Genomic DNA, 12466 nt, shown 5'->3' with positions numbered 1-12466 from the left:
GAACAACGCCTTGCGGCGTTGTTTCGCGAGGGCTATTTAAAGGGCGTCAAAATCAAACGTTGGAACATAGCCTGCGCCGAGCAGATGTGGACATTTCGACGATACAAAATCATCGCTTAATAAATCATCCGAACTTTTATACTTGTTCGTGAAAACCCCTGTGATATTTAAAAGCGTATGTGGCAAGGAGGAGACGCTGATTTTCTGACTCTCTCTTTCCTTCAACTTTAAAAGCTTGAGCGATTGCGAGCTTGAAACATTATCGGATGCCCAGATAAATGCCGAAACCGGGAGATCATATTTATTGCCAATGCCATGACCCAAGAGCCCTCGACTGTCATCCATCATGTTCTCGCCATGATCCGATGAATAAAACAATACAGATGGTTTTTTGCTGGACTTCAATTGATCAATAATTGTGCTCAACAGCCAGTCCGTATACAAAATACTATTGTCATATTCCGCGGTAATTTTGTCTTTGAAGCTGTCTGTTGACGGCTTGAATTTATCGAAATTTTCCGGGTATCGGCGTGCATACTCGAAATGACTACCCTTGACATGAATGAATATGGCTTTCTTTTCTGTATCGCTTTTATTCAGTATTTTTTCATATTCTGAAATCAACGCTCCATCATAGCTTCTCTCAAAATATTGACGGTATTGTGCCTCTGCGGCTATTTGTGGAATTATTCCGCCAAAACTATCTACCTCCTGTACAGACAACCAATAGGTCATGTACCCGGCTGCGCGATATATACTCACCAATGATTTTGTTGACGCAATGGCGTCCCAATCCGATATAGGCTCAAGGCTCAGCATTGAAGGAACCGCAAACGAGGTATATGGGGCTGTCGTGCAGATCTGATTAAACTTGAAAAGCCCCGCCTGCTTACCGAGATTCGGGGTTGTTTCCTTGTTATAACCGTAGAGGGACCAGTTCTGCGGCCGTGATGACTCACCGATCACAAAAACAATAGTTTCTATATTTGATTGATTCGACAGGCTGGTTATTTTTACATCAGTTTCCCGACGGCGCTTGATAAGTTCCTCCGTCCCCAAGTACAAATTTGCAGTCAGGGCAATTTGCGACAAATAACCTACTGGCGTGCTTTGATCTTTTGCAAGGAGATCCATGACTGCAGATTTCCCGAAAGAATTAAGTTTGACGGTTTTATAAAAATACGCCCCATAACCCACTAGCAAGGCGCTAACCATCAAAACAAAAATACTTTTGTTTTTATACAATTCGCGCTTGTGCAGGCCTATTAATCCAACCCCATAGCACAATATGAAAATCACCAAAACGATACTGATGGGCTGCCAATAGGTCGGCAGAAACTCGCTTGCCTCCTGATAGTTTGTCATGCCAATAAATATATAGGCAGCTGTTAATCTCGAGTGGAAATTCAAAACCAAAAAAAGATCAATAGCTGCTACCAAATAGAACGGCAGCAGAATAATGTGAACCTTGAATTGATTGGATGAAATAAATCGAATTGCCAAAAGCCACAACACCGACATGCCAAGGGTGTAAACGACCAATAAATCAATTTTAGAGTATTGATTGTTTGTTAGCGTCCTCACAATCAACGGTGATAGCAGAAATGACCACAATACTAAATTTGGCCATTCTGCTTTAAATATTTTTAATGAGTAATCGATAGTTTTGGCAGAGTTTTTCATTTGATAATTATTCTCATAGGTTACCCATATGCCTCCTCAGAGGGTAGCTCCAATTGGCGCGCTCTGTATCATGTTCGAAACATTCTCTCCTTGGCGTTCCAAACGTAGCGAGTCGCAAGGCTTGACACTGTTCACCCTTGGCATTCGGGAGCAAAAGCAGAAGCTGCCCGCGACCTGCCTTGATGGCCGTTATACAATCAAGTTCGGCTGGCAGTAGCTTGCACAGCGATAGTGCCCAGGAAATCGGAGATCAGGATGAAATTTTTGGTGGTGGGTGGCGCGGGTTATATCGGCTCGCACATGGTTAAACAGCTACTGCGTGCAGGTCACGAAGTGGTGGTGGCAGACAACTTTTCCACAGGCCATCGCAGCGCCTTGGCGGGCGGAAAACTGGTCGAACTGGACATAGCCGACGCGCAAGCCCTGGACGTCCTGTTTGCCTCACATCACTTTGACGCCGTGTTCCATTTCGCCTCCTTTATACAGGTGGGTGAATCCGTGACTGAACCTGCCAAGTATTACCAAAACAATTTGGCCGCCACCCTGACCCTGCTACAAGCCATGGTTCGCGCGGGGGTTAAAAACTTCATTTTTTCCTCGACCGCCGCCGTCTACGGTGACCCGGTGTATGTACCCATCGACGAGGAGCATCCCAAGGCCGCGATCAACCCTTATGGACGCAGCAAGTGGATGGTTGAGCAGATGCTTGAAGATTTCGACCGCGCATACGGGCTGAAATCGGTCTGCCTACGCTACTTCAACGCCGCCGGAGCAGACCCTGAAGGACAGTTAGGTGAACGCCATGAACCGGAAACCCACCTGCTGCCCCTGATCCTGCAAGCAGCCTCCGGACGGCGCGCAACCATCACCGTCTATGGCCGTGATTACGACACACCTGACGGCACTTGCATTCGCGACTACGTCCACGTTGTCGATCTCGTTGCAGCTCATGCACTTGCCGTGGATTATCTGCTGGCAGGGGGTGCAAGCACGGCGTTCAACCTCGGTAACGGTCAAGGTTTCTCAGTACAGCAAGTGATAGATACCGCGCGCTACGTGACCGGCCAGGCTATCTCTATCAGCGAAGCGCCACGTCGCGCGGGCGATCCACCACGCCTTGTGGCCGATCCCTGCAGGGCCAACACATTACTTGGCTGGCAACCGCAATTTGGCTCACTTGAACAGATAGTGGCGCACGCCTGGAGCTGGGAGCAGAAGTACCCTTGGCACTGACCGTCGGCGCTAGCCAATAGCGCCGACCTCCTGCGGGTGATGCTCTAGTAGTAAGAGCGGTTTTCGGGCTCGGCTTTGTTCAACACCGTGCCAATCAGATTGGCTGTCCCAAGATGATGCAGGCTTTCCTCGATCTCTTTCTTGCTGTTCAATCCATTAGCGACAACGAGCAGGACGCAGTCGAACCTGGGCAGGACGTTAATCACATCATCCGAACTCAACAACGGCGGCAAGTCGAAAATCACGATGCGTGAGTTGTAGCGCTCGCGCAGATCAGCAATCAAATGACTCACTGCAGGCGATGACAGCACCTCGGTGGAAAGAGGAATCGGCTCACGCGTCGGCAGGACCACAAAGCGCGGCAAGGTCGGATTGACCAGTACTTCTTGCAGTTCAGCTTCATCTGCCAACAATTCATTGAGCGATTTATCCATCGGCAGACCCAGATACTGACCCACCTTCGGACGACGCAAGTCGAAGTCCACCAGTAACGCCGTCTTGGTCGTGTGATGCGCGATACTCATCGCCAGGTTTATTGCCAACACCGTCTTGCCTGCCTCTGGAGTCGGCGAGGTGATGGCGAGCGTGCGCCAGCCATTTTCTTCCATGATTTTTAGCACTTGTGTACGCAGTAGATCGAATGCCCCGCCCATATTCGAATTTTTGTTGTAAGCCACAATGCGGTTGCGCTCAAGGTGATCTGGTCGCAAAGGTACAACCTTGGTTTGCACATAACTGAGTGCATTCAGACCTGTGGACTGCGCGGTCGGCGTCATGGCTTTTGACGAGGTCTGTTGCTCGGCTTTTTCGGTATCGGGATTGAACATTTCCATGGCTATATTCCTTATGCAAACCGGCCCAGAGCTTTAAACATCAGAAGATCCAGAGGCATGTAGAGGAAGTGCAGGAGCACCAGAAAGATCGCGATTGTCACGACTCCACAGACGATCAATAGCATTCGCCACTTCCTGCGGCGTGCCAGTTCAGCCTTGGTATGAATGTAGGGAATGGAAACCAATACGCGTCTACCCAGTAAGCTGGCCAAGGCCTGGGCACCGCGCACACGCTGACTCATCATCTCGAGGAGCATCACCAGTGCGCCAGCACCCACCGGGGCAAGCAAGAAACCCATGGCAACCACTTTTTTACGGTTCGGCCGTACCGGCTTTTCGGGCATCAGCGGTGACTCCAGAAGAACAAAACGCTCGGCTTTATTTTCCTGCTCCAGGCTTTCGGAAATTTTCGCACTCATTTCCTTCGTGCGAATCTCCTCATATTTTTTACGAGCGTTATCATGGTCACGCATCACCGTGACCAAGCCGCGCTCGACTTGCGGCGTCTCAATAATTTGTGCCTCGTATTCGGCTATTTTTCCGAGTATTTGCTGCTTTTGATCGGCCAGCGACTTGATACGTGCTTCTGCTGCGGAGATCCGCGCCTGAGCCTTGGCAACGTCCAGATTGACCGAAGCCGCTGCACCATTAGCACCTTTGCCAGCCTCAAGTGCAGCAATTTTGCGTTTGACGGCACGCACGTCGGGGTGGGCTAGCGTATACAGCGACTGCAACCGGATGTACTCCGCCTTGAGGCTAGCCAGATCCTGTGGTTTATCAACTGCCGCACCGGGTGCTCCAGGCTTGGTCGCTAGTCCGGCATTCGCGGCGGAAAGCTCCAGCTCATTGAAGCGCAACTCCTCACGGGCAGTTTTGTAGTCACGGTCGACCTCTTTAAGCTCGGTTTCGGCGCGCGTCAACATATTCATGCGCAGCTCTTGATGCTCGGGCAGCGCGTTGCTGTGTGCCTGCTTGAAGTCCGCCAACCGGTTCTCCAGGGTTTCCAGTTCCACCCTGAGTTTGTCCGCCTCCTGCGTCAGGAACTCTGTCGTTTCACTGGCGCGCTCGGTGCGCTGCTTGATGTTTTCATCCAGAAACAGCGTCACCAGCTCATTGGCAACTTTGTTCGCAATCTCTGGCTGCCGGTGTTCAAAGGAAAGACGGAAAGCAATCGTCACCTCTCCGCGCCCCTTGACGGCAGCACTGACAAGGGAGACCACAATCGCATTGCGCATTTCTTCGATCTTCTCGCTAACGCTCAGTTGCCGACTTTGCGAAGCAAAAAGATTGTATTTGTTGATGATCCCTTCCAGATGCTCACGGGTCATCACGCGCTGGCGAATGACTTCGATGCGCTCATCGGCAAAGGTATTGTTGTTGGCCGCCACCAGGTCTGGCGAAATCTGCTGAGACTCCACCAGAATCGTGCCGGATGACTCAAAGGTCGGCGGGAGAGAGATCGCTACCGCTATGCACACGCCGAGTATGACCACGAAACTCAGGATCAACAGCAGGGCGTGGTGCTTGATGATAGCTAGGTAGTCGTTGAACGACATTTCGTATTCAGAGGCCATATTTCTCACACAGCTGAATGTCAGAGACCGGGATAACTATAAGTCAGCGTCAGCCCGACGACGTTTGCAGTGGCATCCGGCAAGCCATCTTGCTGGCGTTGTTTGTATGTGTAGGATAGGCGTGCAATCCAAAAAGGCGAGAGTTCTTGGCTAAACCAGGCACTGTAATTTTGCAGGGTATTAGGCGTCCGGCCTTTGGCGTCTTGCCAGGAGGCATCGAAACCGGTGCGCCGGGTCTCATCGACGGCATAGCTCCATGAACCCCTCAGGGCATCAACCTCGACGAAACCACCGTCCCCGCTGGCGAGAGTGCTACGACTGGCGTCGATGCTGGTATCAATACGCTCACCGGCATATTGCAACATTAAACCGCCCTGGCCTTTGGGGCCGCTACCTGTGCCGGATACTTGGTTGAGACCCGCGTAGGCCGTCCCCTTGAGCCGCTCGGAGAATTGGACATTCAAGCCGACCGTGGGGGTGTAGCTGTTTGAGGAAGCCACCGCAGACCCCTCCGCCGGCTCATAGCGCCTCACGCCAAGGCGGGTGAACAACTCGACCTGCTCACTCCATGCATAGTTCCAGCTGAAGCGGGTCGCCAGCTCGTCATAGTCGGTCAGTGTATCGACATCGTAAGTGACATGAGTGTAGTCAGTCTCGTTAACCAGGGTACTTCGCTCGCTGAGAGCAGTGCTCCAGTTGCCGCCCACCAAATACATCTTTTGCGTGCCATCAGAGGCAACTACGCCGGTTTCCTGAACCACCGTGGAAAGCGTCGAGTTTTCTTCATATCTCGCCGTGAGTCCAAAAGCACCCGTTTCGGTCTCGCGCTGCCACCCAAACCTTAATCTGGGATCTTCACGGTCCGAAACGATGGACGTATCCGACGAACGCACGATATTTAACCCGAGACCGAACTGGAACTCATCCCGTCCGGAAGTACCCACGAGGCTGTAATCGGGGGCGATGATGGTACGGGTCACCCCCTTCTCATCACTCGTGAGCAGCAGTGGATTGCTGTCGTACTCGACCGTCGAAGGCACTGCTATAGCTGATTGCCAAGTAGCAGCATAGGCCATGTCCGAACACGACAAAGCCAGGATTGCCGTCGCAATCCCGGTCGTTCGAAATTCAAGCAAGATAATCCCTAGTGCCTCGCGCAAGGCTAAGGCACGACCAGCGTATCGCCGGCTTTAAGTAGAAAATTGGTGGACATGTCATCCCCCGACATCAACTTGCTGTAGTTGACGCGCAGGATCTCTTGTCTAGCCCCATTGAGTCGCACGACCTTAATGTCGTCCTTATCGGCGAATTTGTCGAGCCCACCCGCCATGCTTATTACCTGCAGCACTGACGTTTGGCCTGACATATGCACGGTGCCAGGCTTCAGCACTTTGCCCTGAACGTAGACGAGATTACCTTCGGTGCCGGTGACGACAACGCTCACCTGCGGATCAGGTATGAAAGCCTCAAGCTTGGCAGCGATTTGCTTCGCAACAGCGGTGGCATCAAGCCCCGCAACATTGACTTGCCCTGCCAGCGGGAAGGTAATGCTGCCATCGGGGAGTACGCGTACATCCTGTTTGAGCTTGTCTTCGCCCCACACGGAAACAGAAAGGTTATCTCCCGGACTCAGCCGGTAAGTCGGGTCATTTTCGACGGCACTGGAAATGCTGGGCCAAACAGCCAGCGCGCAGAGCACAGGTATCAATGAACGGAACATCGGGATCCCTCCGTCTAAGTAGCCATGCAAGGAGTTTAGAACAAAAAAACCTAGTCAAATCACTCTAGCCTATTTCACGCCAAAGAAACTACTAAACAGCAATCACCTTGAGCTTCTGGGCGGTCAATTCCGCCAATGCAACACACCCGAAACCGGAACGTTAGTGCAAAACAGCAAAATAGTGTTATTTAACAAAAGGTTGGAGCAAGCAAACCACCTCCGATGTATTTCGCGCCAATATTAACTACACCGTGTCCGCTTGAATCGGCTCAACTGCGACACTGTCAACCTGACTATGACTACGTTTGCCAGCGCAACTAACTGACATCCACAATTACCAACCAAGTATCATTGCAAGACAGACATCATCCGCAAAAACAACAAATAAAGCTGTGTATCTACCCAGGCACCAGAGTGACTGTCTAAATAACCATTATTGCCAAAAACGTTAACAACCCCTATATCTTCCGTCGGTTGGCAACCACAATAAAACCAAACAACGCGGAAGAAAATAACCATGCTGCCGCAGAAAGCGGAACCGCATTCGGTTGATTGATATCAGATGCCCCAACCAGACTTTTATCCTGGACAGACGAATCAATCTTGAACTGCTTATTGTCAACCGCCGCCATTAATCCGTCACCCGAAGAAGAGTTGACGGATACACCTGCGCCCAAGCCAATGTTACGAGTGACGCTGCCGGATTTACCGGAAGGCACATTATCGAAGTAAAAATCGGCGATCATCGAAGGCAAGTCAAGGCTCTTTCCAAAAGTAATCAGCGCGTCACCCGCGTGCTCTTCGAGAGCCCTGCAAAGTTGAGGTCCTAACTCCTCGCATGTGTTGCTTATGCGACTAATTTCATTGGCCAAACTTGTCGCCTGAGCGCCAGCAACGGCAGCACCATTCAGCATCACAGAAAACAACACGAATTTCATGACAAGTGTCGAGCGCATAACACCGCCTCCTTGCGTAGGGGGTTATTCTTTTGTCGGGTGAAGGAATCGTTATCGGCTGAATTGAGCCTATAAGCACATCGCCATTACGTCAATAGCTCGTCACCATAATAAATTTAAATAACAATCCACGGTGGATGGCGTCAAAATAACGACACGGCGAGCACGTCAGCCCAGTGAATTCTATCCATCTGAAATAGCTTCATCCGTGGGCATTCGCCCGTATCTGGACGCTCGCCAAAGGCCCGGCGTAGCGCCCTGCACCGGGCAACGAAGCGCCTTGGCAATGGCATGGGCTCGACCACTGACGACGCCTGTAAAGGCGGGTTTGTCGGCAACTTTCTGAAAGTACCCGGCGGCCGAGAGTTTTTGACGCATGAAGACGGCATGGCAGGTAAAGGCTCCCCGTGCATTCTCAGCCCTGGAACACTGTAGAAGTCTAGACGCTGCGCCAGGGAACCATGCTCAACCTCCCTGGCACCCGCACCGAGCAGATCAATGCAATGCGCGTAAAAGGCATCGCGATTGAAGACAGGATGAATGACTGACCATTACTTCGGTTGCGCCACCGTACGCAAATAAGGTTTCACCGTCTTGAAGCCATCCGGGTACTTCTTCCTTGCGTCGTCGTCGGATACCGACGTAGGAATGATCACGTCCTCACCCGGACGCCAGTTCACCGGCGTGGCAACCGTGTGTTTAGCGTTTAACTGGATAGCATCGAGCAGCCGTAACACTTCATCGAAATTGCGCCCGGCACTCATCGGGTAGACCAGCATCGCCTTGATCTTTTTATCCGGGCCGACAATGAATACTGAACGCACCGTGGCGTTGTCCACGGCAGTACGAGCGCCGCCACTGGCGTTCGGGTGAATCATGTCGTAGAGCTTGGCCACCACCAGATTGTCGTCGCCGATCATAGGGTAGTTGACCGCATGGCCCTGGGTTTCTTCGATGTCTTTGGCCCAGGTCTGATGGTTACCGACCGGGTCGACGCTGAGGCCGACAATCTTGGTGTTGCGTTTGTCGAACTCCGGCTTGAGCCCGGCCATATAACCGAGCTCAGTGGTGCAGACCGGGGTGAAGTCCTTCGGATGTGAGAACAGGATGGCCCACTTGTCGCCAATCCATTCGTGGAAATGGAGCGTGCCTTCGGTGGTTTCGGCGGTGAAATCCGGTGCTTCGTCGCCAATACGAATGGTCATGTGCGTTCTCCTCGCTGTGAAGGGTAGGGAAACTCTCGGAACGATCCAGTATAGGAGACCTTGAAGACTTCGCTTTGCACCCCGCCGAAGGGCTGGCGTCAGCGGTAAATGCCCGGACCTATCGGGGATTTACGCCCGGTGCCCATTCACTGAGCACCTATCTGGCGTGTCTTCCCGAACGGGCTGCACGCCGATTTACGAGACTAAAACTTCATCCGGAAATGCTGCCTATACTGCAATCCGGGGTCGATAGAGAAAACGGACAAAATCGCCAAGCATTCAGCCTGTCAGGTTGAGGTCATGGAAGTTGACGCCGAGCCGTCAGGAAATACAGAAAGTGGCCCAACTCTGACGCTGCGCGAGTGAACCGCCGGACGCCTGGTTGATGAGGTGTACTTCAATCGGACACAACCCAGAAGACGTAAGGGATTGCCTCCTGTCGGCAGTGCTTGCGTACGATTTTTTCCGAATTCTGCGGGTTCCCCAATACAACTGCCCTGATTGTCTGCGCTAAGGACCTGACAGATGAATGTGATCGAGTATTTTGATCGAGTAAGAATCATCAATATCTCGTCAAGAAAGGATCGCCGTTTAGAAACAGTCGAAGAATTCACTCGCAATGGCTTTCACATTGATGATGAAAAAATAGGCTTTTTTGAGGCTGTTACGCCCAGTGAGGGAAATGGCTTCCCGAGCGTCGGGGTCAGAGGCTGCTTTTTGAGTCATCTGGGGGTGCTGGAAGAGGCAATGCGCCTGAATTTGAAAAATATCTTGATCATGGAGGACGACATACAGTTTTCCAGACATATTTCTCAATATGGGAGAGAGGCGATCGAGTCTCTGGAAGGTATGGAGTGGGACATCGTCTATTTTGGGCATCCGTTTGAAGAAAATTCAAACTTGCCCGCTTGGAAAGCAGTCGACCGGCCAATACATTTGGCCCATTTCTATGCTGTAAACGGGAAATGCTTTGGGAAATTGAGGGATTTTTTATTCCAGGTTCTGGAGCGGCCACCGGGACATCCTGACGGAGGTCCGATGCATTATGACGCTGCTCTCAATACGCTTATTCATAAAAATAAAGAAGTTTCGGCTTACTATTTCACCTGGAATTGTGGCTATCAAAGGCCCTCGCGGACGGACCTGCATGAGCTTTCCATCTTTGACAGGGTGCCTCTCCTGCGGCCGGTAATGGGTATGCTCAGGAGGTTAAAGGCAAAAAACCTGAGAAGAACTCGATAGTCCTCTCTCTTTAGGGAAGGTCTGAAGTACTCAATGTCTGACGTAACCAACCCGGCACGGCGCAGGAGCCGTGTCCGGGTGATTGTGGCGGACCGCCCTCCTCATTTGCGCGCCAACTTGTACCGGACGCACTCCTCATAAAAGCTCTCGCGCAGGGCTGCGGGCTTCATCCGCGAATTACTGTCATAGGTCTGCTCGGTAATGCCCATCGCCATCATGTGCATCCACGGCTTACTGAACTTGTAGGTATGTAACTTTTGCCGCGCTGCATACAGTGAAACCCCGGACAGCTTGAGTTCCTGGGCCCTCGCCGCGGTACCTGCGCCCCAGCTGCAAAGGTAACGATCATTCGATGCCAGTTCTTTGGCCTGGACAGAAGCAGCAACGCTCGCCAGGCATAACGAAATCAGCGCAACCATCACATTCCGCATTTGCATTCGATCCCAACTAACTGAAAATAAATTGATTTTGGTCAAAATCTTCAGACTTCGGGGCCAGCAAAATGCCTTAAATGCGCTATAGCTTGTTTTCTCTGTGTCTTACGGACATTTCTTGCGGCATTTCAATCCTTTGCTATAGCTAACCCTTCTCAATGCAACCCAGTGAGGCAACGGAATGTCAGTCGCAAAAAAAATGACGGTTGGGCAACTGACGATGTTGACGGCCGTCAACATGTTGGGCTCAGGCATTGTGCTACTCCCCACAAAGCTTGCCGAAGTCGGCGGTATTTCCATCCTTTCCTGGCTGATCACGGCCACCGGCTCCCTGGCGCTGGCCTATGCCTTTGCGCGCTGCGGGATGCTCAGCCGAAAGACCGGGGGCATGGGCGGCTATGCCGAATACACCTTCGGCAAAGCGGGCAACTACATCACAAACTATACCTATGGCCTCTCGCTGTTGATTGCCAACGTGGCGATCAGTATTACGGCGGTCGGCTACATCCAGGAGCTGTTCCATGTTGAACTGGATTCACTGCAAGTGGGTCTGGCGACCATCGCTCTGTTGTGGATCACCACTTTCGCCAACTTCGGTGGCGCGCGGATTACCGGGCGGATCGGTGCGGTCACTGTCTGGGGTGTGATTGCGCCGGTGGTGCTGGTGTCCACCATTGGCTGGTTCTGGTTCGACAGCAGTGTCTACGCCGCCGGCTGGAACCCGCACAACATGGGCTGGTTCGACGCTGCAGGTGCATCGGTGGCGATCACCTTGTGGGCCTTCCTCGGTCTGGAGTCGGCGTGCGCCAACACCGACGCGGTGGAAAATCCAGAGAAGAACGTACCGATTGCGGTACTCGGCGGCACCCTCGGCGCGGCGGTGATCTACATCGTCTCCACCAACGTCATCGCCGGCATTGTCGATAACCCGGAACTGGCCTCCTCCACCGCGCCGTTCGGGCTGGTCTTTGCCAAAATGTTCACCCCGCTGGTCGGCGATATTGTGATGGCAGCGATGGTGCTCGCCTGCGTTGGCTCGTTGCTGGGTTGGCAATTCACCATTGCCCAGGTGTACAAAAGCTCGGCGGACACCGGGTACTTCCTGTCGATCTTCGCCAAGGCCAACAAGGCCGGAACGCCGATTGTCGGCATGCTGGTACTGCTCGCCGCGCAGACGGTGCTGGCTCTGCTCACCATCAGCCCGGACCTGAGCAAGCAGTTCGACACCCTCGTCAACCTCGCGGTGGTCACCAACCTGGTGCCGTACATCCTGTCCATGGCCGCACTGATGACCATGCAGAAAGTGTCCAACGTACCGGCGGGCAAGGCCTTGGCCACCAACATCATTGCCTGGGTGGCGGCGGCCTACAGCTACCTGGCGCTCTACAGTTCGGGCGAGCAAGCTCTGATGCTCGGCGGCGTGGCGACCATCTTCGGCTACACGCTGTTCGGTTTCGTCAACAACCGCCTGATTGCACTCGAAGCGTACAACAACAGCGTACCGACGCAGACCGTCAGCGCACAGCACCTCACTGGCGAGCCGGTGCCGGTGAATAGCTTGAATAAAGTCACCCTGGAGGTTTAAT

General features: G+C 52.5%; 11 protein-coding genes and 1 pseudogene. 4 read left to right on the top strand and 8 right to left on the bottom strand.

The annotated features are described in order from the left end of the window. Positions 1-36: 36 nt before the first annotated feature. Entirely contained in the window at positions 37-1683 is a 1647-nt protein-coding gene (locus ACA059_RS12610) for a phosphoethanolamine transferase (RefSeq protein WP_497634051.1), read from the bottom strand. Positions 1684-1938: 255 nt separating this feature from the next. Here ACA059_RS12610 and galE point away from each other — a divergent pair, with 255 nt between their 5' ends. Further along, positions 1939-2916, top strand: a complete 978-nt coding sequence (gene galE / locus ACA059_RS12605; protein WP_497634050.1) for a UDP-glucose 4-epimerase GalE — start codon at positions 1939-1941, stop codon at positions 2914-2916. Positions 2917-2960: 44 nt separating this feature from the next. Here galE and ACA059_RS12600 read toward each other — a convergent pair whose 3' ends face one another. From ACA059_RS12600 to ACA059_RS12580, 5 genes are all read right to left on the bottom strand, one after another. Further along, complete coding sequence (locus tag ACA059_RS12600) at positions 2961-3692, bottom strand: CpsD/CapB family tyrosine-protein kinase (RefSeq protein ID WP_497634667.1); 732 nt, start codon at positions 3690-3692, stop codon at positions 2961-2963. 68 nt (positions 3693-3760) lie between these two features. Further along, positions 3761-5323 carry a GumC family protein gene (locus ACA059_RS12595; RefSeq protein ID WP_497634049.1) on the bottom strand — a complete coding sequence of 521 codons (1563 nt, stop codon included), beginning with the start codon at positions 5321-5323 and terminating at the stop codon, positions 3761-3763. 20 nt (positions 5324-5343) lie between these two features. After that, positions 5344-6399 (bottom strand): hypothetical protein, encoded by a 1056-nt coding sequence (locus ACA059_RS12590; RefSeq protein ID WP_497634666.1) that lies wholly within the window; start codon positions 6397-6399, stop codon positions 5344-5346. Between the two features lie 86 nt (positions 6400-6485). Continuing rightward, positions 6486-7043: a polysaccharide biosynthesis/export family protein gene (locus ACA059_RS12585; RefSeq protein WP_140681200.1), complete on the bottom strand. Its 558-nt coding sequence runs from the start codon at positions 7041-7043 to the stop codon at positions 6486-6488. A gap of 458 nt (positions 7044-7501) precedes the next feature. Then, on the bottom strand, positions 7502-7999 hold the full coding sequence (locus ACA059_RS12580; RefSeq protein ID WP_497634048.1) for a hypothetical protein: 498 nt from the start codon (positions 7997-7999) through the stop codon (positions 7502-7504). Between the two features lie 279 nt (positions 8000-8278). Between ACA059_RS12580 and ACA059_RS12575 the strand changes: the two are divergent. Beyond that, a pseudogene (locus ACA059_RS12575) lies at positions 8279-8547 on the top strand (cytochrome C); the annotation flags it as partial. 3 nt (positions 8548-8550) lie between these two features. Here ACA059_RS12575 and ACA059_RS12570 read toward each other — a convergent pair. Continuing rightward, positions 8551-9204: a peroxiredoxin gene (locus ACA059_RS12570; protein WP_497634047.1), complete on the bottom strand. Its 654-nt coding sequence runs from the start codon at positions 9202-9204 to the stop codon at positions 8551-8553. Positions 9205-9729: 525 nt separating this feature from the next. Between ACA059_RS12570 and ACA059_RS12565 the strand changes: the two genes are divergently transcribed. After that, positions 9730-10446, top strand: a complete 717-nt coding sequence (locus tag ACA059_RS12565; protein ID WP_497634046.1) for a glycosyltransferase family 25 protein — start codon at positions 9730-9732, stop codon at positions 10444-10446. Positions 10447-10547: 101 nt separating this feature from the next. On the opposite strand, the gene ACA059_RS12560 is transcribed toward ACA059_RS12565, so the two are convergent. Continuing rightward, positions 10548-10877 carry a hypothetical protein gene (locus tag ACA059_RS12560; protein ID WP_497634665.1) on the bottom strand — a complete coding sequence of 110 codons (330 nt, stop codon included), beginning with the start codon at positions 10875-10877 and terminating at the stop codon, positions 10548-10550. A gap of 184 nt (positions 10878-11061) precedes the next feature. Here ACA059_RS12560 and potE point away from each other — a divergent pair, with 184 nt between their 5' ends. Beyond that, positions 11062-12465 (top strand): putrescine-ornithine antiporter, encoded by a 1404-nt coding sequence (potE, locus tag ACA059_RS12555; protein WP_497634045.1) that lies wholly within the window; start codon positions 11062-11064, stop codon positions 12463-12465. The last annotated feature ends 1 nt before the right edge of the window (position 12466 follow it).

The sequence above is a fragment of the Pseudomonas sp. LBUM1647 genome, assembly GCF_059716175.1.
This window is presented reverse-complemented; position numbering and strand designations above follow the sequence as displayed.

Bases quoted from the DNA above. Each gene is read 5' to 3' on its own strand.
- ACA059_RS12585 (WP_140681200.1), bottom strand. From the start codon at position 7,043: ATGTTCCGTTCATTGATACCTGTGCTCTGCGCGCTGGCTGTTTGGCCC.
- ACA059_RS12565 (WP_497634046.1), top strand. From the start codon at position 9,730: ATGAATGTGATCGAGTATTTTGATCGAGTAAGAATCATCAATATCTCG.
- ACA059_RS12610 (WP_497634051.1), bottom strand. From the start codon at position 1,683: ATGAAAAACTCTGCCAAAACTATCGATTACTCATTAAAAATATTTAAA.
- ACA059_RS12600 (WP_497634667.1), bottom strand. From the start codon at position 3,692: ATGACGCCGACCGCGCAGTCCACAGGTCTGAATGCACTCAGTTATGTG.
- ACA059_RS12570 (WP_497634047.1), bottom strand. From the start codon at position 9,204: ATGACCATTCGTATTGGCGACGAAGCACCGGATTTCACCGCCGAAACC.
- galE (WP_497634050.1), top strand. From the start codon at position 1,939: ATGAAATTTTTGGTGGTGGGTGGCGCGGGTTATATCGGCTCGCACATG.
- ACA059_RS12595 (WP_497634049.1), bottom strand. From the start codon at position 5,323: ATGGCCTCTGAATACGAAATGTCGTTCAACGACTACCTAGCTATCATC.
- ACA059_RS12580 (WP_497634048.1), bottom strand. From the start codon at position 7,999: ATGCGCTCGACACTTGTCATGAAATTCGTGTTGTTTTCTGTGATGCTG.
- potE (WP_497634045.1), top strand. From the start codon at position 11,062: ATGTCAGTCGCAAAAAAAATGACGGTTGGGCAACTGACGATGTTGACG.
- ACA059_RS12590 (WP_497634666.1), bottom strand. From the start codon at position 6,399: ATGGCCTATGCTGCTACTTGGCAATCAGCTATAGCAGTGCCTTCGACG.
- ACA059_RS12560 (WP_497634665.1), bottom strand. From the start codon at position 10,877: ATGCGGAATGTGATGGTTGCGCTGATTTCGTTATGCCTGGCGAGCGTT.